This is a genomic window from Trichococcus sp. TS_SC_9, assembly GCF_056156325.1.
Map to the genome: position 1 here is coordinate 407,125 of NZ_CM149591.1, position 20,154 is coordinate 427,278.

Annotated in this window: 18 protein-coding genes; 2 read left to right on the forward strand and 16 right to left on the reverse strand. The window is 47.6% G+C overall.

Annotated features, from left to right (window positions below):
- Positions 1 to 413 precede the first annotated feature (413 nt).
- From AC0J5I_RS01835 to AC0J5I_RS01885, 11 genes are all read right to left on the reverse strand, one after another.
- Positions 414 to 1,070, reverse strand: a complete 657-nt coding sequence (locus tag AC0J5I_RS01835) for a GntR family transcriptional regulator (protein ID WP_475305449.1) — start codon at positions 1,068 to 1,070, stop codon at positions 414 to 416.
- Positions 1,071 to 1,115: 45 nt separating this feature from the next.
- Positions 1,116 to 2,246 carry a 5-(carboxyamino)imidazole ribonucleotide synthase gene (purK, locus tag AC0J5I_RS01840; RefSeq protein ID WP_475302826.1) on the reverse strand — a complete coding sequence of 377 codons (1,131 nt, stop codon included), beginning with the start codon at positions 2,244 to 2,246 and terminating at the stop codon, positions 1,116 to 1,118.
- Between the two features lie 215 nt (positions 2,247 to 2,461).
- On the reverse strand, positions 2,462 to 3,082 hold the full coding sequence (locus AC0J5I_RS01845; RefSeq protein ID WP_475302829.1) for a glycoside hydrolase family 73 protein: 621 nt from the start codon (positions 3,080 to 3,082) through the stop codon (positions 2,462 to 2,464).
- A 37-nt stretch (positions 3,083 to 3,119) separates the two neighbouring features.
- A complete protein-coding gene (locus tag AC0J5I_RS01850; RefSeq protein ID WP_107995540.1) occupies positions 3,120 to 3,971 on the reverse strand; it encodes a M15 family metallopeptidase in 852 nt (283 codons plus the stop codon).
- Between the two features lie 145 nt (positions 3,972 to 4,116).
- On the reverse strand, positions 4,117 to 4,653 hold the full coding sequence (locus AC0J5I_RS01855) for a hypothetical protein (protein WP_107995539.1): 537 nt from the start codon (positions 4,651 to 4,653) through the stop codon (positions 4,117 to 4,119).
- Between the two features lie 154 nt (positions 4,654 to 4,807).
- Positions 4,808 to 5,461, reverse strand: a complete 654-nt coding sequence (locus AC0J5I_RS01860) for a CBS domain-containing protein (RefSeq protein ID WP_107995538.1) — start codon at positions 5,459 to 5,461, stop codon at positions 4,808 to 4,810.
- 3 nt (positions 5,462 to 5,464) lie between these two features.
- Positions 5,465 to 6,133 (reverse strand): ABC transporter ATP-binding protein, encoded by a 669-nt coding sequence (locus AC0J5I_RS01865; protein ID WP_107995771.1) that lies wholly within the window; start codon positions 6,131 to 6,133, stop codon positions 5,465 to 5,467.
- A gap of 37 nt (positions 6,134 to 6,170) precedes the next feature.
- Positions 6,171 to 6,944: an ABC transporter ATP-binding protein gene (locus tag AC0J5I_RS01870; RefSeq protein ID WP_106449282.1), complete on the reverse strand. Its 774-nt coding sequence runs from the start codon at positions 6,942 to 6,944 to the stop codon at positions 6,171 to 6,173.
- On the reverse strand, positions 6,944 to 7,930 hold the full coding sequence (locus AC0J5I_RS01875) for a branched-chain amino acid ABC transporter permease (protein ID WP_475305453.1): 987 nt from the start codon (positions 7,928 to 7,930) through the stop codon (positions 6,944 to 6,946). The genes AC0J5I_RS01870 and AC0J5I_RS01875 overlap by 1 nt, the downstream gene beginning before the upstream one ends.
- Positions 7,931 to 7,939: 9 nt before the next feature.
- Positions 7,940 to 8,818 carry a branched-chain amino acid ABC transporter permease gene (locus AC0J5I_RS01880; RefSeq protein WP_107995537.1) on the reverse strand — a complete coding sequence of 293 codons (879 nt, stop codon included), beginning with the start codon at positions 8,816 to 8,818 and terminating at the stop codon, positions 7,940 to 7,942.
- 225 nt (positions 8,819 to 9,043) lie between these two features.
- Positions 9,044 to 10,192 (reverse strand): ABC transporter substrate-binding protein, encoded by a 1,149-nt coding sequence (locus AC0J5I_RS01885; RefSeq protein WP_107995536.1) that lies wholly within the window; start codon positions 10,190 to 10,192, stop codon positions 9,044 to 9,046.
- Positions 10,193 to 10,596: 404 nt separating this feature from the next.
- Between AC0J5I_RS01885 and AC0J5I_RS01890 the strand changes: the two genes are divergently transcribed.
- Entirely contained in the window at positions 10,597 to 11,103 is a 507-nt protein-coding gene (locus AC0J5I_RS01890; RefSeq protein WP_107995535.1) for an FUSC family protein, read from the forward strand.
- 61 nt (positions 11,104 to 11,164) lie between these two features.
- On the opposite strand, the gene AC0J5I_RS01895 is transcribed toward AC0J5I_RS01890, so the two are convergent.
- From AC0J5I_RS01895 to AC0J5I_RS01905, 3 genes are all read right to left on the reverse strand, one after another.
- Positions 11,165 to 14,983: an FtsX-like permease family protein gene (locus AC0J5I_RS01895; RefSeq protein ID WP_475302850.1), complete on the reverse strand. Its 3,819-nt coding sequence runs from the start codon at positions 14,981 to 14,983 to the stop codon at positions 11,165 to 11,167.
- 12 nt (positions 14,984 to 14,995) lie between these two features.
- Positions 14,996 to 15,697: an ABC transporter ATP-binding protein gene (locus AC0J5I_RS01900; RefSeq protein ID WP_086985590.1), complete on the reverse strand. Its 702-nt coding sequence runs from the start codon at positions 15,695 to 15,697 to the stop codon at positions 14,996 to 14,998.
- A gap of 223 nt (positions 15,698 to 15,920) precedes the next feature.
- The gene (locus tag AC0J5I_RS01905; protein WP_475302857.1) at positions 15,921 to 16,448 is read right to left on the reverse strand and encodes a nitroreductase family protein; all 528 of its coding nucleotides are present in this window, start codon (positions 16,446 to 16,448) and stop codon (positions 15,921 to 15,923) included.
- Between the two features lie 355 nt (positions 16,449 to 16,803).
- Here AC0J5I_RS01905 and AC0J5I_RS01910 point away from each other — a divergent pair, with 355 nt between their 5' ends.
- Complete coding sequence (locus AC0J5I_RS01910; protein ID WP_107995531.1) at positions 16,804 to 18,069, forward strand: BaiN/RdsA family NAD(P)/FAD-dependent oxidoreductase; 1,266 nt, start codon at positions 16,804 to 16,806, stop codon at positions 18,067 to 18,069.
- Positions 18,070 to 18,259: 190 nt separating this feature from the next.
- On the opposite strand, the gene AC0J5I_RS01915 is transcribed toward AC0J5I_RS01910, so the two are convergent.
- Both AC0J5I_RS01915 and AC0J5I_RS01920 read right to left on the reverse strand, forming a co-directional pair.
- The gene (locus AC0J5I_RS01915) at positions 18,260 to 19,444 is read right to left on the reverse strand and encodes a class I SAM-dependent rRNA methyltransferase (protein WP_475302863.1); all 1,185 of its coding nucleotides are present in this window, start codon (positions 19,442 to 19,444) and stop codon (positions 18,260 to 18,262) included.
- Positions 19,441 to 20,094 (reverse strand): VanZ family protein, encoded by a 654-nt coding sequence (locus AC0J5I_RS01920; RefSeq protein WP_475302868.1) that lies wholly within the window; start codon positions 20,092 to 20,094, stop codon positions 19,441 to 19,443. The genes AC0J5I_RS01915 and AC0J5I_RS01920 overlap by 4 nt, the downstream gene beginning before the upstream one ends.
- Positions 20,095 to 20,154 lie beyond the last annotated feature (60 nt).

Below are 20,154 nucleotides of genomic sequence, written 5' to 3' on the forward strand. Positions count from 1 at the left end.
TTTCAGTTTCGTCTCAACCTATTATGCCACTCTTTTCGGCTGTTTATAGCAAAAGAACTTCCTTTTCAAAATGTCAGGGGTTACACAGAAGGCGGTAGTCAGTATTCCGATAGAAGACACCTATTTTATATTAGCCTTTAGTGTGGATTTCATGAAAATAAAAGTCCTGCCACTGAATCATTTGCTTGATTCAGTGGCAGGACTTTCTTTATACAATAATGATGGCTAGCTTCACGGGTTAGCCCTTCGGAAAACGGATGAAGGACCCTCTTGTCTCTACGAGCCAAGACATACTGTTCGACTAACCTGCTGACGCAGGAAGTCTCTCAGCATATTGCGCTCTACGATGCTCAGTCGGCACGATTTCCTAAAATTCTTTCAGGGCTGAACGAACCCGTTCCGCTTTTATTCTACTATTGGGCCAGGATATCGTTTGTGTCTTTCAACGTTTCGAAGAAGAAAACAAGGTATTCGCCCATCTTATCGTAATCTTTAGCACCTATACAGATGCTCACTTCTTGATACAAGGCGAGCAATTTGGCTTCGTTTTGATAACGCGCTTCATCCATCAGGTCACTGTTGTCGGAATAAGTGCCATGGATGTCCCGGGCTGTCGTCAAAATCACTTTCTTCAGGAATTGATTGTCGCTTTGTTCGATGAATGTCTCAAAGAGTCGGTATTCATTCTTGAAGTAACCTGTCGCATCACGGTAATTCAAATACTCCACTTGTTTTTCCAGAATCTCATCAAATTTATTGTGATCCAAGGCGATGTCGTTTTCCTTCAGATATTGTAAGTAATTCATAATGAGACCAGCGATCAGTTCCAGGCGTTCCAATAGACCCTCGTTTGAGATCTTCTTCTCGGCCACGATATAGCCTTTGTAGGGGATGGATTTCACCATCCCTTCTTCCTCCAGCAAAAGCAGCGCAGTGCGAATCGGTGTCCGGCTCATGAACAAGGCTTCCGAAATAAGTTGTTCGGTTATTTTGGTTCCCGGAGGCCAGCAATTGCTGTCGATTTTGTCCTTTATGTAGTCGTATGCCTTATTGAATAGCCTATCCTCCATCAATTGATTCCTTCCTTCATATAAGAGAGCGGACACCTGTTTCCGTTACTCTGTAGATTTCAACAAGCCGTTTTCTTCCAATTCGTTGATGAGGATATCTGGGCTGTCACCCAATAATGTGACGTGTCCCATTTTCCGTTTCGCGCGGTGTTCTTTTTTTCCGTAAAAGTGGAAATGCCAATCTGGTTTGGTCAGCAGCAGAATCAGCGCTTCATCAAGTTTTTCTTCCATGATGTTGAAAGTCACGCTTGTATCGTACAACTGGATTTCCGGAATGGGCAACCCACAGATGCAGCGGACCAGGACCTCATATTGAGAGATGCTGCATCCGTCCAGCGAATAATTGCACGAATGGTGCGGTCGGACGACCAAACGGTTCACATACAGCGTTCCTGAAGAAGTCATGAATGTCTCGATCGTCAAAATTCCGGTCAAATTCATGGCCTTCGCAGCCAGCTTGCCGATATGCTCTAGCTCTTTCTGGAAGGTACCGCCTACTCTTGCTGGCGTTATTGTCTTCACCAGTTTTTGTTCCCGGTAGACTGTTTCGGTGACTGGGAATGAAGTGAACACATTGTTCGCATCCTGTGCGACTGTAATAGCCAACTCCATCTCAAATGGGATCCAAGCCTCCAAAATGCACGTTCCTTTTTTCAGTAAGGCTGACGCCCTTCCGAAATCTTCTTCACTGTACAAAAGATGTTGCACCGGTGTAGCCATTTCAATACGGATCGGCTTCAGCACACACGGGAAGCCGATACTTTTGACTGCCTCTTCCATGTCTTCGATGGTGGTTATCGTCGCATAAGGCGTTACGTTTATGTTCAATGATTCCAGAAACGCCTTTTCGATTAATCGGTCTTGCGTGATGGAAAGGCTGTCCGGATCCTGCGGTATGCTGATATAAGGATTGATTTGCGTCAGCAACATTGTATCCACGGCTTCGGATTCAAAGGTCAGGACGTCCGATTTTGCTGCGAGATCCGTCAGCGCATCAAAGTCCGTATATCTCTTGGTTATCTGCCAATCAGCTATTTGCCCCGCCGGACAGGCAGGGTCGGCGTCCAAGATGCCTATTTGGTAGCCCATTTTTTTGGCTTCCAAAGCAATCATACGGGCGACGTGTCCTCCGCCAATAATACCGATTGTTTTCCCGGGTAAAATTTGATTCGGCATGTGATCACACTACTCTCTTGGATTTTTCATTAGAATTTGTTAAAAAAGTCTTTACCAAATCATTTTATCACTATATTCAACGAATGTCGCCATGCAAAAATTCTCCGTTGGTCGAATTTTCGTAAGAAACCAGAGGGGATGGGGCAAAAAAAGCGCGGACATCAGGCGCCTCTTGAAAAGGGCACAATCTGTCCGCGCGTTTCTGTTTGTATGCTTCAACTATCATATTCATAAAGTGCATTTTGTTCGATGACCGCAATCAATTTGGTCGCGTAATCCGGATCGGTCGCATAGCCACAATCCTGGAGAGCTTGAGCTGCTTCCTGATAAGTGACTGCCTGCAGAACGGGAGCGTATTGATTCGGATCCCAAGTTGTACCGTTGACGAACAGCAACGCATGGTCTTCGACCGATTCTGTCCAGCTGCCGTAGACCCTGAATTTTGCTTGAATGGTGACCCACTGGCCATTGTAATATTCATTGGTCGTCAAAAGAACCGTATTTCCCTGATCCTCACCCTTCATGCCGTAAAGATTGTTGTAGACGGCAGACAGTTCGCTCTCTCCCCAGTCTGATTCGAGTATCGCTTGAGCGATGCTGATGCTAGCGTGAACACCATACGCTGCTTGCATCTGTTGTGCGGCAGGAGCGATGGTGGCGATGAAGTCGGTTCCCTGATTATTGTCGTACTCCGGGATATCCGGTACGATCGGAGCAAAATCGCCGATAAACGACAGACTTGCCATAAAACTGATCGACAAGAAAAATAAAATCTTGACGGCCTTAGCAGATGCTGATTGCGGTTGTTTTCGAGCCCGCTTACTCTTTCGTGCCATATTTTCCTCCATCTATTTGGTTGTGCTGCTTTACCTGCTATTGTTTACTGATCCCTAGTTCTTCATTTTGCTTCAGAATGGCTATGTATTCTTCCAACGTCAGATTCTGTTCAGTCATGTACACAGCATTCTCTACGCCCACATACCGGAAATGCCACGGTTCAAAATTGATGCCGGTGATGTCTTCTTTCGCTTTTGGGAAACGTAAGACGAAACCGTATTTGGGTGCATTTTCTTTCAGCCACAGCCCTTCTGGATAGTTTTCCAAATCCGGGAATAAGCCTGAATTGCCTTCTTGATTGGCTAACGCAGTCGATGTGATATCCACGGCGAGTCCGGTTGTGTGTTCGCTGGCATTAGGCAAGGCGATATATTCTTCCGTCTTTACGCGTGCCTCTTCTTCCGACAAACCTGAGGCTATATAATTTTGATAGTTGACGTCATAGTTTGCTTGCTGTTGCTCGATGGAGCGGTAACCTGAAATCGTCGTGAAATCCATTCCGGCAGCTTTCCCCGCTTCCAATAGTGCCAAGTATGGGTCCTTAATTCTGCTGTCGATCGGATAGCCGCTTTCTGTCACGTATAACTCCATGGCGATTTCTCCAGCAAGCGGATTGTCCCTGTTCACCAAAACCAGATTCCAATCAGCTGATGAAGCGTCAGGGGTCACAACCACTTTGGGCTCATCTTCGTCAACTGCATCTTTGGAAGCGGCTTGCGATTCTCCGGAGTGATTGCTTGTTGAAGAATTCTGCTGACTGATTGCTGGCTCATCATCACCCGTTGTGCATCCTGTGAAAAAGAGCATCGCCAGCAAGAGTCCCGCAAGGAAACGCAGTCTTTGTGCGTACCGCTCAGGTGTATGGGAGTATTTTTTTTTCGTTTCCATCTTCTACCCTCTTCTGGTCTGAAATTTTTTGTTATGCCTATTTTAGCACAAATGCCTGTCAATCCACACTGAAAAAGTAAGCCTAAGCTCGAATCCAAGCGAAAAGCCAAGATACTATCATCTCGGCTTTTCGGTTTATATTAAATTATTCAGTAATTTTTGTGATGGTATCGGGCGTATTCTCATTGAACCATTCCAGCAGATTGGTTTTTTTCGAATCGATCTGATGGCGGATGATGCTAGGCAAGCGCAGGTCGATGATATCTTTGTAACTCCAGAAATCATAATTGCTCTCCAGTCGGAGGGTCGTGATTGCTGGTTTGTGGATCTCTGAATCATGGACCGTCTCATCGGTGGTGTACCATTTGAAATCAGCCAAATCCGTCGCTATCCATTTTTTTGCGACTTGATATTTCAGGAATTGATATTCTCTTACAGGGTTTTCTGCCACTTCAGGAAGAATTTCGGCATTGCGGCAAACTTTCTGGACAAGCATCCACTCATAATCGGTGAACAATTTTGAAATGATCTGCATGTTCTCGGGTTTTAAACCATGCTCTCCTTTTTTCCAGCGATCCCAGCTCTGCGGCGAGATCCCTAGTTGATTGGCATAAAAAGCTTTTTCACTGACATATTGCTCTTTGATCGTAAACAAGACAATTGTTATAAGTGCATTATTCATTTATGTGACCTCCAATCTATCATGTTCTTATTATACACTTATTACGTGATAAAAGAAATCATTTGCCCCAAAAAAACCGCCCACTCCTTTTTGTTAGAGTGAGCGGCTATTCTTTTGCATGATGTCGGTTACTGAATGCTAGCGTTCACGCACTCTAAACTCTCTCAGGTTTATAAATAATCGATCCGATTTCGTAGCCATGCTCTTCGAGTCTGGCGCGGATGCCGTCGATGTCTTTGCTTTCCAACTGAATGACGACTTGGACATAGCCCATTTTGCGGTACGTCGCGATCTGTTGGATGTTGATGTTCTCATCGGAGAAGATATCCGTCAGGTCCTCGAGCACGCCTTTTTTGTCTTCATGGATATTGACGACCACGCGGACGCCCGGTGTGTAGTAACCTAGTACATCGATGAAGGCAGAGAAGATATCTTTTTCGGTGATGATGCCGATCAGGCGGTTGCCTGTCTCGACGACTGGCAATACGCTGATGCCATTCTCACGCATCATTACGGCAGCTTCTTCCAAAAGAGCTTCCTTATTGATCGTTACGACACGTTTTTCCATGATGTCGGCCACTGTCGTTTTGTTCAACAGATAGTTGACTTCATGCATATCCAAACTGGTCATGCTGGAAGGTGTATTGCGTTCAATGATGCCCTCCGTAATCAAACCCACGATAGCCTCGCCTTGAACAACCGGCAGACGGTGGATCTTATGCTCTTTCATCAAATCCAAAGCTTCGATAATTTTTGTTGAAGGTTGAATCGTTACTAAATCCGTTGACATATAGCTTTGTACATCCATTGTTTAGCCTCCTAAGTAAGCTTTCTGAACTTCGTCACTTGCTAATAATTCTTCCCCGGTTCCGGTCAATACGATATTTCCCGTCTCCAATACATAACCGCGATTCGCAATTTTCAGCGCAACGTTGGCGTTTTGTTCGATCAAGAGGATCGTCGTGCCTTGTTTCTGGATATCCTGAATGATATGGAAAATTTCTTTGATGAAAATGGGCGCCAGCCCCATCGAAGGCTCATCCAAAAGCAACAGCTTCGGCTTCGTCATCAAAGCGCGGCCCATCGCCAACATCTGTTGTTCTCCACCGGACAAGGTGGCTGCATCCTGATTTTTTCTTTCGCGCAGAATCGGGAATCGTTCGAATACCGCTTCGAGATCACCAGCAAGGTTCTGCTTGTCTTTGCGGGTAAAGCTTCCCAGGTCAAGGTTTTCTTGAACGGTCAAACCTTTGAAGACATGGCGGCCTTCCGGTACTTGGGCAATCCCTTGTTCAACGATTTTTCTGGTCGCGATATTATGGATGGGTTTCCCCAAATATTCGATTTCTCCTGAAGACGGCTTCACCAAGCCAGAAATCGTACGCAAAATGGTGGACTTCCCTGCTCCGTTGGCTCCGATCAAAGTTACGATTTCGCCTTCATTCACTTCAAAGCTGATATCTTTGATGGCTTGGATCATGCCATAGTGTACGGATAGATTTTTTACTTTCAGCACGTTAGTCGCCTCCTAGATAAGCCTTGATTACGGCTGGATTTTTTTGGATTTCTTCGGGCGTTCCTTTGGCAAGCAGACGGCCATATTCCAACACATAGATTCTTTCGCACACGTTCATGACCAAGGACATATCATGCTCGATCAAAACGACGGTGATTTTGAAATCTTTCTGTATTTTGCGGATCAATGCGGTCAATTCGGCAGTCTCCTGCGGATTCATGCCGGCTGCTGGCTCATCCAGGAAGAGAATTTTCGGATTCGTCGCCAAGGCGCGGACGATTTCCAAACGACGTTGCTCCCCGTAAGGAAGATTTTTCGCTAAAACATCGTATTTCTTTTCCAATTCGAAAATGGCCAACAATTCCAAAGCTTTTTCACGCATTTCAGCTTCCTTGCGATAATAAGTCGGCGTGCGCAGCAAGCTGTGGAAAGTATTTTCACCCATGGTGCTGTGCATCGCGATCAGCACATTGTCGATGACCGTCAGCTCCTTGAAGAGACGGATGTTCTGGAAGGTACGCGCCAAGCCGAGGTCCGTAATTTTGTATGGTGCTTTTCCGTTCAACAACACTTTTTTGTTGTCGATTTCTAATTCGATTGTACCTTCTGTGGGAACGTAAACGCCAGTCAGCAAGTTGAAGAAGGTCGTTTTGCCAGCACCATTGGGACCGATCAGACCGACCAATTCATTTTCTTCGATCGCAAAATCGACATTGGATACAGCGGCCAAACCGCCGAAGTTTTTGGTCAATTCTTTTACTTCTAATAGGCTCATTATTGGACCTCCTTCTTAGCAGAATCTTTTTTCGCAAAGCGCTTCAGCAAAGCGGACATCATGAATTCACGGTTGCCCAACAATCCGCCTGGACGGAATACCATGATGGCGATGATGGCCAAAGCATAGAAAATCATCCGCAGCTCACCGAACGATTGCAGATACGTGTTCAGGACACCCAACACAACGGCTGCTACGACTGTGCCGGTTACACTGCCGATACCGCCGAACACGACGATGATCAGCACGTCGATCGATTTTTGGAAAGTGAAATCGCCCGGAGTGATTACGCTGAAATAAGTACCATATAAGGAACCTGCGATACTGGCAGTCGCTGCACCGATCATGAAGGCGATGACTTTGTAAGTCGTTGCGTTGACACCCATCGACTCCGCAGCAATCTCATCTTCGCGGATGGCGATGGTCGCACGACCAGGGCTGCTGTTGATGTAGTTGACTGTGACGATGGTCGTCAAGATCAAGATCACGAACAAGACCATGATGAAACCAGCATTCGATTCGAAAGGAAAAGAAATGCCGCTGATTCCGCGCGCGCCATTGGTCAGCTCACCCATATTCAGAATCAGAATGCGGATGATTTCCGCTACACCCAAGGTCGCAATCGCCAAGTAGTCGCCTTTCAGACGGAGCGTCGGTATTCCGACGATCAAGGCCACAATGATGGAAATGATCATGCCCACAATCAATCCGACAAAGAAGCCGGCCAAGCCCTCCATCAAATCTCCGATGATGGCGCCGCTATAGGCTCCGATTGCCATAAAACCGGCATGCCCCAGTGAAAACTGTCCGGAAAATCCGATAACCAGATTCAGTCCGATCGCCAGGATGATGTTGATCAAGATAGTGACTAAAGTGATTTGGTAGAAGGGAGAAATCATGTTTGTGCTGACGCCCATGAACAGTACGACAGCCATCACAGCGATAAGAATGAGCCAACCTAGATTTGTTTTATTGAATTGTTTCATTTTTATCACCTACACTTTCTCTTTTGTATTTTTCCCGAAAATTCCGGAAGGTTTAACGATCAGGATGATGATGAGGATTAGGTACACGACTGCATCTTTGAACATTGATCCGCCATAAGCGCTGACCAAAGTCTCGATGATGCCGATGACATAACCGCCGACCATTGCTCCCGGGATGATGCCGATGCCGCCGAATACTGCCGCAACGAAGGCTTTCAGCCCAGGTGTCACACCCATCAACGGGGAGATCGAATTATAATAGATTCCGACCAATACCCCTGCTGCTCCGGCTAAGGAAGAGCCCAGGACGAACGTAAAGGAAATGACGTTATCCACGTTGATCCCCATCAATTGTGCTGCTTCAGGATCGGTACTGACTGCCCGCATGGCTTTCCCCATCTTTGTGTATTTCACGATGACCTGCAAAATAATCATCAGAATGAGCGTCGTCAGGAAAATCAGGATTTGCTGCGAGTTGATGGTCACACCACCGAATGTCCAATTCCGGACTATCAACGCTGTCGGGAAGGCCTTCACTTCAGGCCCCATAATATAGATCATGACATTTTGCAATAAATATGAAACCCCGATGGCTGTAATCAGTGTCGCTACCCTTGTTGCGCCCCGCAACGGTTTGTAGGCGACCTTCTCGATGACCACCCCTAAAATGGCACAAAAAATCATTGAAATCAGAATAGATGGGAAAAGACCAAGACCAACGTTTTGGATCAAAGCATATCCAAGGTACGCGCCCACCATATATATATCCCCGTGGGCAAAGTTAATCAATTTGATGACACCGTATACCATGGTGTACCCTAGCGCAATCAAAGCGTAGATACTCCCCAAAGATATACCGTTTATCAGTTGTTGAACTAAATTTTCCATTTTACACCTCTCTTTTCTTCTGCTGCACAGAAATCTTTCTTTCATTATACTGTATTGTTCGCCTATAGTTTACTATTATTCACATACGATGAGGGATTCCTTAATGATGAGGTTAAACATAAAGAAAGGTGCTAAGCAAATTCTGCCAGCACCTCATTGTGTTACTTTAGAATCAAACGGTCTATTCAGGTTTCAATGCCGCAATTTTTGTGCGCCAGCGTCTTTTTATTTAGCTGGTTCCACAACAGAGTTGCCGACTTCTACACCATCTTGTAATTCAATAACGAAAGCGGATTTGATAGGGTTGTGGTTCTCGTCAAATGAGAATGTACCCGTTACACCTTCGAAATCTTTAGTTGCCGCTAAAGCATCTGTGATTGCTTGAGGATCTGTGCTGTCAGCAGTCGTGATTGCATCGAATACTAATTGCGCAGCATCGTAAGCCAAAGCTGCGAATGAATCTGCAGGTTTGCCGTACTCTGCTTCAAAAGCAGCCAAGAATTCTTGTACTTTAGGGTCTTCACTGTTCGGAGTGAAGTGGCTAGCGTAGAATACATTATCGACATTGTCGGCACCCGCCAATTCAACCAATGTTGAGTTAGCGAAGCCATCCGGTCCAAGGATCGGTTGCATGATACCCATTTCGCGGGCTTGCTTGATGATCAATCCGCCTTCTTCATAGTATCCAGGCAAGAAGATGACATCATAATCCATTTTCGCAATGTTCGTTAAGATTGCTTTGAAGTCTGTATCGCCGGCTGTGAAGTTTTCTTCAGCAACGATGTCTCCAGTGAAGGTTTCTTTGAATGCATCCGACAAGCCGATTGCATAGTCAGTAGAGTTATCCACTAAGATGACAGCTTTTGTAGCTTGTAAGTCTGTTTGAGCGAACTCTGCCAAGGCTTTACCTTGGAAGGAATCTTGGAAGCATACGCGGAATACGTATTCCAACACGGAATCGCCATCCATTGTTACGCTATCCCCTGTAGCAGCAGGAAGGATTGCTGGTACTGTCGCTCTTGTGACTGCTGGAGATTGCGCATTTGCTGCACCTGTTGTAGCTGGTCCCAGGATTGCGACAACATTATCTTCAGTAGCTAAACGAGTCGCAACCGATGTTGATTCTGAAGGCTCGGATTTATTATCGTAAGATATGTATTCAATCTCTTTGCCCAATAAGCCATCTGCAGCGTTCTGTTCTGCAACTGCCATTTTGATTCCTTCGTCCATCAGCGTGCCGTATGCACTCGCACCGCCTGATAATTCGAAGTTACCACCCAATTTGATTGTATCGCTCTCTTCTGTCGTCGCGCCATTGCCGCATGCTGCAAGTACGAATACAGATGCCAAGCCCATCAATAATTTCTTTTTCATCTAAATAATCCTCCCCATCTCACTATATGTTAATAATTAGTTGCAAATCCAAAGAAAAGGCCCTCATCCTTCTCCTTAAAATTTAATGTCATTAGTATAGAATATTCTGACAATTTAAGCAACCCAATTTTGGCCTTTTTTGGCAAAAAGCGAATGTTCTTTTTTTACCCCACTGTAAAAAGGCGCTGTTGCAACAAATCCAACAAAACAGCTTGTCCGAAAAAGGACATTGTTTGTCCAAAAACAGTTGCTCTTTCTTTCTCCTTTTTCAAAAAGTCACACGGAATAAAACCGCAAATGCAGGTGTATTATTTGCACAATAATACGAAAATGACTTGAAATAAATTCTGAAATGCTTATGATTGAGATATTATTTGTTTTCGAGAGGAAGTGCAGTACTTACTATGTTTCATTTGGATAAGGAGAAGTTCCGCGTAGGCATGCGTACGATCAAGTCCGGCGTTGCTGTCGGGTTTTGTGTCCTGCTGTTCAAATTATTGGACCGAGGTTCTCCGATGTTGGCCGGCTTGGCGGCAGTCTTTGCTTTGCGTGAAGATTGCTCACAGTCACTCCACCATGGAATCCGTCGAATCGGAGGCAATACTGTCGCCGGTATCCTGGGAGTTACCTTGATTGCTGTCAAAGATTTTCTTGGACTGGATTTTTCTGTGGATTTCTTTGGCACGATCATCGCTGTCATCACCCTGATCATGGTCTGCAACATCTTGGACATGTCCACAGCTATCGTCGGCGCGACAGCTACCTTCCTTGTTGTTTTCTACAATATTGACGATACCGAAAAAATCACCTACGCCATCCAAAGGGTACTGGACACAGTCATTGGCACGTCCATCGCCATAGGGGTCAACTACCTGTTGCCTGGCGCGCCTCAAACACCATCCGAAAACTGATCAACTGCAGAATAAAAACGCGCAAGCCGCCATTTTTTGGCCGCCTGCGCGTTTTTTCATTCTATTCGACTGATTTGAGTGCTTCGATCATGTCCACTTGTTTGAGTTTGCGGTGCATGATCAGCATGACGACGCTTGAGAACAATAACGACAACAATCCTGAATATAGGTAGCTGATCGGCATGATGGTCGGTGGGAACATCATAAAGTCGATTTCCACCATTTTAAGAACGACTGTACTCAAGATCTTCCCGAGAACAAAACCGAACAAAATGCCCAGCAAGGTTAAGATTAAGGACTCCCTGTAGATGTACATGCTCACTTCCACATCATAGAACCCCAAAACTTTGATGGTCGACAATTCCCTGATCCGCTCCGATACGTTGATATTCGTCAGACTGTAAAGGACAACAAAAGCCAAGGCGGCTGCTGACACGATCAATACCAAGGTGACGATATCGAGACTCCCTAAGGTTTCAGCGAAGCTGCGGTCGACGGAATTGATGAACGTCACCAGTGCGACGGCTTTTTCTCCCATCGCTTCGGATCCGAAGCTCCGCTCCCAACTTTCCGGTTCGTCAAACAGCAACAGATCCGTTGTCGGTTCCGCGGCTTGGATGAAAACTTCTTCGTAAAGGGTTGGCGTCAAGTAAATATAATGGTTGACGTAGTTTTCGGTGACAGCCTGGATCGGAACCAGGTAGGTCTGCATTTCATCATTCCGGATTTCGATGCTATCCCCCGGCCCGACGCCTGCCAAGTTCGCCAATTTTTCCGAGATGACGGCTCCCTCATCCGTCAAAGCGATCGGTTCTTGCGTCGCGCGGTCACGCAGGCTGACAAAATCCGACAGATTTTCGGTGTCTAGCGGAGAAAAAACCGTGACATTTTGCAGGTTCACACCTTTTTTATCCAATTTATAGCTCTCTTGGACCACTTTGAGATGATCCGTTATTTCAGGAGTCGCAGCAATCAGCTCATCATACGAAGTGGTTTCTTCCTCGCTTGCTTCCGGACGCATTGCCGTGATTGCGTTGTAGCGCATCACGTCGTTGAATTGTGTGTCCGCCAATCCAGAGATGGAATTCTTGATGCCGTATCCGGTCAAGATCAAGGCAGTACATCCCGCGACACCCAGAATCGTCATCATATTGCGCGCTTTGTAGCGCAGCAAGTTCCGTACTGTGATCTTCGAATTGAAACTCAGGCGATCCCAAACGAATGTCAGTCGCTCCAAAAGCACACGTTTGCCGTTCTTCGGCGCTTTCGGACGCATCATCGCAGCAGGATTTTCCCGGAGTGACGTATGGGCGGCCCATGCTGCCGGCCCGATAGTGCAAAGCATTGCGATAGCTATGGAAATCAGTGCGTAGGACAGGTAGTAGGTGATTTTTACGGAAGGCAGGCTATACATGGACCCGTAGGCATCAAAAATGACTGCAGGGAAAATATTATATCCGGCCACCAAACCGAGGGATGTCCCCACGATGCAGGCGATCGCTGCATAGATCAAATATTTTTTTGCGATATCGAAATCACTGTAACCGAGTCCTTTCAACGTACCCATCTGCTGGCGCTGTTCATCCACCATCCGAGCCATCGTCGTAAAGCTCACTAGGGCCGCAATCAGGAAGAAGAACACCGGAAAAATTTCTGCGATGGCCGAGATGCGGTCAGCATTATCGCGGAATTCCTGATAACCAGGATTGCCGGATCGATCCGTCACATAGTAGACCGGTTCAATCAGATCGGTCAAAGCTCGCTTCGCTTCCTCGACCTGCCATTCTCCGTCAGCTATCTCCAGTTCGGCATCGGCGCGTTCAGCTGTGAAGGTGCCCCAGCCCTCTTGATACTCTGCTTCGCCCTGCTGGATTTTCTGCCAAGCTTCCGCTAGGGCCTGTTCACCACTCGCGCGTTGGCTTTCCAACTCAGACCAGCCGTTGTTGATCTGTGCCTGTCCGTCCTCCAGTTGGGCCAATGCCGATGCCAATTCCAATCTACCGTTCTCCAAAGCCGCTCCTTGCTCGGCGAATTGGGCGTCTGCAGCCTCGATTTGAGCTTCGGCATCTGCCATGAATGCCGCAATCTTTTCTTCCAGCAGTTGTTGCTGCTCCAGCAATTCTTCCCCTTTGGCAGCCAACTCGGCACCGGCTTCCTCCAAGAGGCGCTGTTCATCCAATAGAGCAGCCTCTTCACTGGCCCGTTCCGTTTGGAAAGCCGCGCCAGCTGCGGTTAAGGCTTCTTGCCGGCTCGCTAAGGAGGCGCCCTCTTGCTCAAGTTCGCTTTGACGGCTTGCCAAATCCGCTTCATTTTGCGCCAGAGCGGCCTCTTCCGCATCCAAAGTAACCTGTTGATCGGCCACAACAGCTAAGCGATCTGCCACACTCGGGTCCGTTTCCGGATCCAAAGCTGCCAAGGTGTCCCTTTCTGCATCGATGGCGGCTTGGCGTGCCGAAAATTCCGCTTGTTTGACTGCTTTTTCCGTTTGGAAGGCTGTCATGTCAGCAGTGAAAACAGTCAGTCCGTTCTGATAATCAGCGCCATCCGTCTCCAGACTCGTTTGTTCAGCCAAAAGCAGTTCGCCTTTTATCGCTAAGGCGGTTGCCCGTTCCTGCAACTCCACAGCTTTGGCTTCCAGTGAGGCTTGGGTCGCTTCAATTTCGGCTTGCCCATCGAGTAATCCTTGCGCCAACTCAGCTATTTCGCGGCCTTCCAGTGTGTCGGGCAGGCTCGCCAACAACACGTCCAACGAGGCATCCGAACCGGTTTGCCCTTGCAGGGAGTCTTTCTGCGCTTCCCAAGCTGCTTTCGCCTCGTCGTAGAGCGCTTTGTTTTCGAGATAGGTCGAAAAGCCCGCGCGGTATCCGGCCATGCCAGCATCAATTTCGGATTGACTGGCGGTTAAGGTATTCTCGGCTGCTGCTATTTCGTCCAGAAACAACTGGCGATTTTCTTCGTAAGCCGCTGTTCCCTCATCCAATTGTTTACGGGCATCCCGAAGTTCTTGCTCGGCTTCCGCAAGCTTTTTTTTCCCTTCCTGCAGTTCATCTTCAGCGTCTTTGATCTTCCGCTGCCCTTCTGCACGGATTTCGTTGATGCGTTCCAACGGTCTCCCGTTCAAGGCGAGTTCCACGTCATTAGCCAAGTTGTCCACCTGATCGTCATAGCTGTCCGTATAGCCGGTTTCCGCCACATCAGGAGCGATTGTGAGGTAAGCCTCCGTGTAGATGCTGCCGAGGATGTCCGAATCAGGCACGACCACGAAAGCATCCAAACTGCCTTTCCCGACGTTCGTAGAGCCGCGCATCATCGTTTCGATGTACATCGGCGAGTCTACGAAACCGACGACCGTGTATTCCTGCTCTTTCAAGGAAATGCGGTTTTCCTTTTCTTCCTCAGTGAGCCCTTCTTCGGATTCATGGCGGAAGATGACGGTATCCCCAACTTGATAAGTGTTCATCAAATTCTGTTTCGCATCCAAGGCGATTTCCCCGCTTGCCTCCGGCAGTCTGCCATCGACGACCGCATATTCATTGACCGGATCCGCGCCGCTTTGCAACGGGAAGACTTTTACGAGGAAGTCACTGCCTTCCATTTCGATATCCACCGTACGCATCGGATGAACAGTGGTATCGGCCGTTTCCGCCAAAATGGCGATGTCCGCTTCTTCCAATCCATACGTGGACAACACCTTCAAGTCATACAGGTTGTTTTCTTCATAATAGTGATTGGCGGTATCCAGCATATCCGGACCCGCCGCTTTGATGCCGGCAAAGAAGGCCACACCCAACGTGATGATGGCCAATAACGCGAGGAAGCGCGCCTTACTTTTGCCTATCTCTATCCAAATGTCTTTCCGGAGCGCCTTTTTCTTCATCATCGACTCCCCCTCCTACCATTCGATTTCTGATACTGGTTTGGGATTCGGATTTTCATGGACGGCCCTTACTTTGGCGTTGTTGATTTCGATGATCCGGTTCGCCATGGCTGCGATGGCTTGGTTGTGCGTGATGACGATGACGGTCGTTCCGGTATCGAGGCACGTATCCTGCAGCAACTTGAGCACTTGTTTGCCCGTTTCGTAATCCAGTGCCCCTGTTGGCTCGTCGCAAAGCAACAGTTTGGGCTGCTTCGCCAAAGCGCGAGCAATGGCGACGCGCTGTTGCTCGCCTCCTGAGAGTTGCGCCGGAAAGTTGTCCATGCGCTCGCTCAAACCTACCTCACGCATGACTTCGGCAGCGTCGCGGGCATGGGGTGATATTTGCGAGGCAAGCTCCACGTTCTCCTTCGCGGTCAGGTTAGGCACCAGGTTATAGAATTGAAAGACAAAACCGACATCACGCCTTCTGTAGGTCGTCAATGCTTTTGAAGTGAACTGGGAGATGTCCACCCCATCGATGCTGATGTGCCCTTCATCGGCATCATCCATCCCTCCAAGAATATTCAGAACAGTGGATTTCCCGGCTCCACTGGGCCCCAATATCACGACAAACTCTCCTTCGTTGATGTCGAAGCTGATTTTGTCGTTGGCTGTAATCCGTGTCTCGCCCATCTGATAAAATTTACTGACATTCTTTAAGGAAATGTATGCCATTATGTATCCCTTCATTTCTTGATTGATTTGTATTTTGAAGCTTTCCGGAATAATTATCCGCAATATACTTACCTATTGTAATAGTACAATCTTATCCAAACTGGCGCAGAAATGCAATTGGTTCCTTACTGCTGTATTTTCCCAATCACAGATAAGTATACAAAAAACGACCCGGGAAAACTGAACGTTTCTCCTGAGGTCGTTTCTCATTGCCTGAACCGTCCTATTCGACGATATTGCTGGCGATTTTTTCCAATGTGCGCGGCCGGTCATGCAGATAGCCATGCGGGTAGCCCGCCACCATCCCCGCGACAGGAGTGAATCCTTCCGGAATCCCCATTTTTTCGCGGATTCCTTCAGCGTCCAGCGTGCCGTCCATGATGACTCCCATCACGAAACAACTGCCCAACAGTTCAGCGGTTGCCTGCAGGTGCATATTTTCTACGATTGCGGCTGCGCTTGCGATGCTGCCTGGTTTAGCCGGTTCCTTGGCGGAAACAACGAAAAAGGCAGATGCTCCGTACAAGGGGTCTCTGTCCATATTGCCGGTCACTTCCTTCGCAGCAGATGTAATCGCTGCCAAAATTTCCGAATTTTTTATGACTGTGATGTGATAATCCTCAAAGCGACCGCGGCTGATCGGTGCATTTTGCCCAGCCTGCAGCATAATTTCGATTTGTCCTCGGGATAGCCCGAACGTTTGGTAGCTTCGTGTTGTTTGTCTCGTATGCATTACTTTCATGAAATCCATTTCTATTCCCTCACTTCTTCAAAAATAACTGTACTATACGGCTATTATACCCTTTCAGGCAAAAAAAATGAACGGAAATCAAGGCTTACAGAAAAAAATCATTCTGCAGGATTGCTGATTAGCATTTCAGCAATCAAAGCCCCGTTTCCGTCCAAGAGGGAGGAGTTCTTCTGCGGGTACAGAAAAGGAAAAAGAAACGATTATCTTTGGGTATGAACACAGTATAGCCGCGATCTTTGAATATTTAATGAAGGAAAGCCTGTTTTTTCGTGATCATTCTGAAAAGAAAGCCATTTTCAGATGGACATATCTGTGATAAAGTAAGTGCAGCAAAAGAACGGAGAAATTATATAATATGAAAACACGCATCATTATTGTCGGTGGAGGTTCGAGCGGTCTGATGGCGGCATGCACAGCTGCCGAAGCAGGGGCTGAAGTGACGCTCCTCGAACAAAATCCAAGTCTCGGGAAAAAATTGCTTTTGACAGGCGGCGGACGCTGCAACGTCACCAACAATCGTCCCGAAGAGGAAATCATCCGGCATATTCCCGGAAACGGAAAATTCCTGCACAGCAGCTTTACTCAATTCAGTCAATATGACATCATGACCTTCTTTATCGAACGCGGCGTCGCCCTGAAGGAAGAGGATCACGGCCGGATGTTCCCTGTCACGGACAAGGCCAGGACAATCCTCGAAGCATTCATCGAGGAACTGAAGCGGCTGCAGGTCCAGATACGGACCAACATAAAAGTGGAACGCATCCTGATCGAAAACGGACAGGTGACCGGTGTCCTTTTGGAGGATGGCGAAATCCTCCCGGCGGATCGGATCATTCTGGCAACCGGCGGGAAGGCTCTACCGCGCACAGGATCCAAAGGCGATGGCTACAAGTTCGCCAAAGCAGCTGGACACACCATCACCGAATTGTACCCGACCGAAGCACCAATCACATCCGATGCAGACTTCATCCGTTCAAGCGAACTGAAGGGGCTGTCCTTGCGCAACGTTGCCCTCAGCATTAAAAATAAAAAAGGCAAAACAGTCGTGTCCCACCAGATGGACATGATCTTCACCCATTTCGGCGTGTCCGGTCCCGCCGCTTTGCGTTGTTCGATGTTTGTCCATCAGACAATGAAGCGCGACAAAACCGAGACTGTAACGATGTCCTTGGATGTCCTGCCGGAACTTTCATTGGGTGCCGTCGAGCAACAGTTGCAGAAGCTCATCAAGGCCCAACCGGAAAAGAGCGTTAAAAACGGTTGGAAAGACCTGATGCCAGAGCGTTATCTGCTGTTCGGTTGCAGCCAAGCCGCTATCGATCCGCAGAAGTCCCTAAAGGAATTGACGCCGAAGGAAATCAAAGCTTTCGCCGACTTCTCCAAAAATTTCTCCTTCGAAGTGAACGGCACGCATCCATTGGATAAGGCCTTTGTCACTGGCGGAGGCGTCTCCACGAAGGAAATCAATCCGAAGACAATGGAAAGCAAACTGACGCGGGGGCTTTATTTCTGCGGCGAACTGATCGACTATAACGGCTACACAGGCGGCTACAACATCACCGGCGCCTTTGTTACAGGGCACACTGCCGGGCAGCATGCGGCTGCAGATTGGGAAGAATAAAAACATCCATTCGCAAAGAGAACGGAGCCACCTCATTTAGAGGCAGCTCCGTTCTCTTTTCTCTATATTGTAGGAATAATATAAATTTCTCTGTACTCAAAAGTGCGTCACCATAGGTGCTTCCCAAAATTGCAAAATGTTCCATGCCATCCAAAGCGTTGGCTAGCTTCACGGGTTCGCTCAGCTTTTCCTATCTCGCCAGTTTCTTGATGATGAAGACCTTCAGGTAATCGCTGGTCTTGCTGCCTGCAGGAACAGCGAAGTCGCTCGGCAGATGGAAGGTTTCCAGTATACGATAGTCACAATGGCTGTTCTTGAAGGCTTGGTCGATGTCCTGTTTGAAATTCTTTTCCTTGTAGTTGGCGGCGTTGGAAGAAACGATCAGTGTACCATCCGGTGCGGTGATCTGGATCAGCTCCTCCAACAACTGGGTGTAATCCTTCGTGACCGAGAAAGTCCGCTTTTTGGTGCGGGCAAAGCTCGGCGGATCGATGATGGTCACGTCATACTGCAATTCTTTGCGGATGGCGTAGCGGATGAAATCGAAGACATCCATGACATAGATTTTTTGCGCCTCGCCATCCAGGTTGTTGACGGCGAATTGTTCTTTGGTCCGTTCCAACGAACGGTTCGCAACATCGACACTTGTTGTTTCGATTGCTCCACCCATGGCTGCAGCGACAGAGAAAGCGCCCGTGTAGCTGAAAGTGTTCAATACCCGTTTTCCTGCCGCATAACGCTCCGTCAGAGCACCGCGTACGTCGCGCTGATCCAGGAAAATACCCGTCATCAGCCCATCATCCAGATACGTCGCATAGTTGATGCCGTTCTCCTTCACGATCAGAGGCGTCGGGGCTGCTTCACCCGTGACGAAGCGGCTGATCAGGCTGTCTTTCCGTTGGTAACGGAATTTTTCATAGATGCCCTTCGTTTCCGGGAAGACCGTTTGAAAGGCAGCGATAATGGCGGCTTGGTAGCGGAAAATGCCTCCGCTGTACCAGGATACCACCGCAAAGCCGTCATAATGGTCGATGGTGACACCAGGAATGCCGTCACCCTCCGCATTGAAAATCCGATAGGTAGTCGTTTCCGGGTCCGATTGCAGATCCGTGCGCTTGCGTTTCGCATTTTCAAACTGTTTTTTGAAGAACGCTTCATTGAAACTATCCGCGTTATCCAACGAAAACACCCATCCGACGCCTTTGTTCTGTTTGGCCAAATAGGCTTTTGCTACGAATGCTTGGCGAGAATCGACCAGTTCGACGATTTCGCCTTCAGAAAAGCTGAGTTCATTCGGAAAATCCTCGAACTGCAGCAAGGGATTCCCTGCCTTAATTTTTTTTTCGCTTATTTGCGTAATGATTATTTTTTTCATTGTTTTCTTCCTTTATAGTCAATTGTCCGTTCTGCACTACTGTGTTTTTTTGAAGATACCCAGATGCCGTAGCCGATTGCTGCACCCAACGTATTGAAGAAGACATCATCGATATGCGTCACGCCCGTCTGAAAGATGAGCTGGAGAAACTCGATCGTGGCGGAAAAAAGAAAGCCGACCGCCGTCACTTTGAGGAAACTGCATTTTTTCCTGAACAGATACGGACCCACGAAGCCCAACGGCATAAACCAGACGACGTTCCCCCACGAATTATACCAGGCCGAAAAACCGGAGTCCCCGTAAAAGAGTTTAACCGTATCCACCAACGGCAGCCAATGGATCGCCGACCAATCGATTTTGTGATACTCGACAGTCCAGAAGGTCTCTTCGTTGCGAAAAACCGTCAGTTGAAGCAGCAGCACGATGTAGATAAACAGAGCATGCAACAATCCTTCCTTATATAAGGAGATTTTCTTGCCCGTCTTGCGGTGCCTGTGCAGCAGATAGGCTACCCGCAGGACCAGAAAAATCAAATAATACAGTATAGTCTTGTCCACGCTGTTGAAAACTAATTGTATGAGCGGAAAATGATTGACGGATGATTCCAGCGAAGCAGCCACCCACTCATACAGTCCTTTTAAAAATATCATAATCTATGCTCACCTTTGTCAGTTTTGTTCCTTTAATCAGATACATGGAAAGACCCATTT

Excerpts from the sequence above, each read along its gene's own strand:
- AC0J5I_RS01835 (WP_475305449.1), bottom strand. The coding sequence starts at position 1,070 with ATGGAGGATAGGCTATTCAATAAGGCATACGACTACATAAAGGACAAA.
- purK (WP_475302826.1), bottom strand. The coding sequence starts at position 2,246 with ATGCCGAATCAAATTTTACCCGGGAAAACAATCGGTATTATTGGCGGA.
- AC0J5I_RS01845 (WP_475302829.1), bottom strand. The coding sequence starts at position 3,082 with ATGGCACGAAAGAGTAAGCGGGCTCGAAAACAACCGCAATCAGCATCT.
- AC0J5I_RS01850 (WP_107995540.1), bottom strand. The coding sequence starts at position 3,971 with ATGGAAACGAAAAAAAAATACTCCCATACACCTGAGCGGTACGCACAA.
- AC0J5I_RS01855 (WP_107995539.1), bottom strand. The coding sequence starts at position 4,653 with ATGAATAATGCACTTATAACAATTGTCTTGTTTACGATCAAAGAGCAA.
- AC0J5I_RS01860 (WP_107995538.1), bottom strand. The coding sequence starts at position 5,461 with ATGGATGTACAAAGCTATATGTCAACGGATTTAGTAACGATTCAACCT.
- AC0J5I_RS01865 (WP_107995771.1), bottom strand. The coding sequence starts at position 6,133 with ATGATCCAAGCCATCAAAGATATCAGCTTTGAAGTGAATGAAGGCGAA.
- AC0J5I_RS01870 (WP_106449282.1), bottom strand. The coding sequence starts at position 6,944 with ATGAGCCTATTAGAAGTAAAAGAATTGACCAAAAACTTCGGCGGTTTG.
- AC0J5I_RS01875 (WP_475305453.1), bottom strand. The coding sequence starts at position 7,930 with ATGAAACAATTCAATAAAACAAATCTAGGTTGGCTCATTCTTATCGCT.
- AC0J5I_RS01880 (WP_107995537.1), bottom strand. The coding sequence starts at position 8,818 with ATGGAAAATTTAGTTCAACAACTGATAAACGGTATATCTTTGGGGAGT.
- AC0J5I_RS01885 (WP_107995536.1), bottom strand. The coding sequence starts at position 10,192 with ATGAAAAAGAAATTATTGATGGGCTTGGCATCTGTATTCGTACTTGCA.
- AC0J5I_RS01890 (WP_107995535.1), top strand. The coding sequence starts at position 10,597 with ATGTTTCATTTGGATAAGGAGAAGTTCCGCGTAGGCATGCGTACGATC.
- AC0J5I_RS01895 (WP_475302850.1), bottom strand. The coding sequence starts at position 14,983 with ATGATGAAGAAAAAGGCGCTCCGGAAAGACATTTGGATAGAGATAGGC.
- AC0J5I_RS01900 (WP_086985590.1), bottom strand. The coding sequence starts at position 15,697 with ATGGCATACATTTCCTTAAAGAATGTCAGTAAATTTTATCAGATGGGC.
- AC0J5I_RS01905 (WP_475302857.1), bottom strand. The coding sequence starts at position 16,448 with ATGGATTTCATGAAAGTAATGCATACGAGACAAACAACACGAAGCTAC.
- AC0J5I_RS01910 (WP_107995531.1), top strand. The coding sequence starts at position 16,804 with ATGAAAACACGCATCATTATTGTCGGTGGAGGTTCGAGCGGTCTGATG.
- AC0J5I_RS01915 (WP_475302863.1), bottom strand. The coding sequence starts at position 19,444 with ATGAAAAAAATAATCATTACGCAAATAAGCGAAAAAAAAATTAAGGCA.
- AC0J5I_RS01920 (WP_475302868.1), bottom strand. The coding sequence starts at position 20,094 with ATGATATTTTTAAAAGGACTGTATGAGTGGGTGGCTGCTTCGCTGGAA.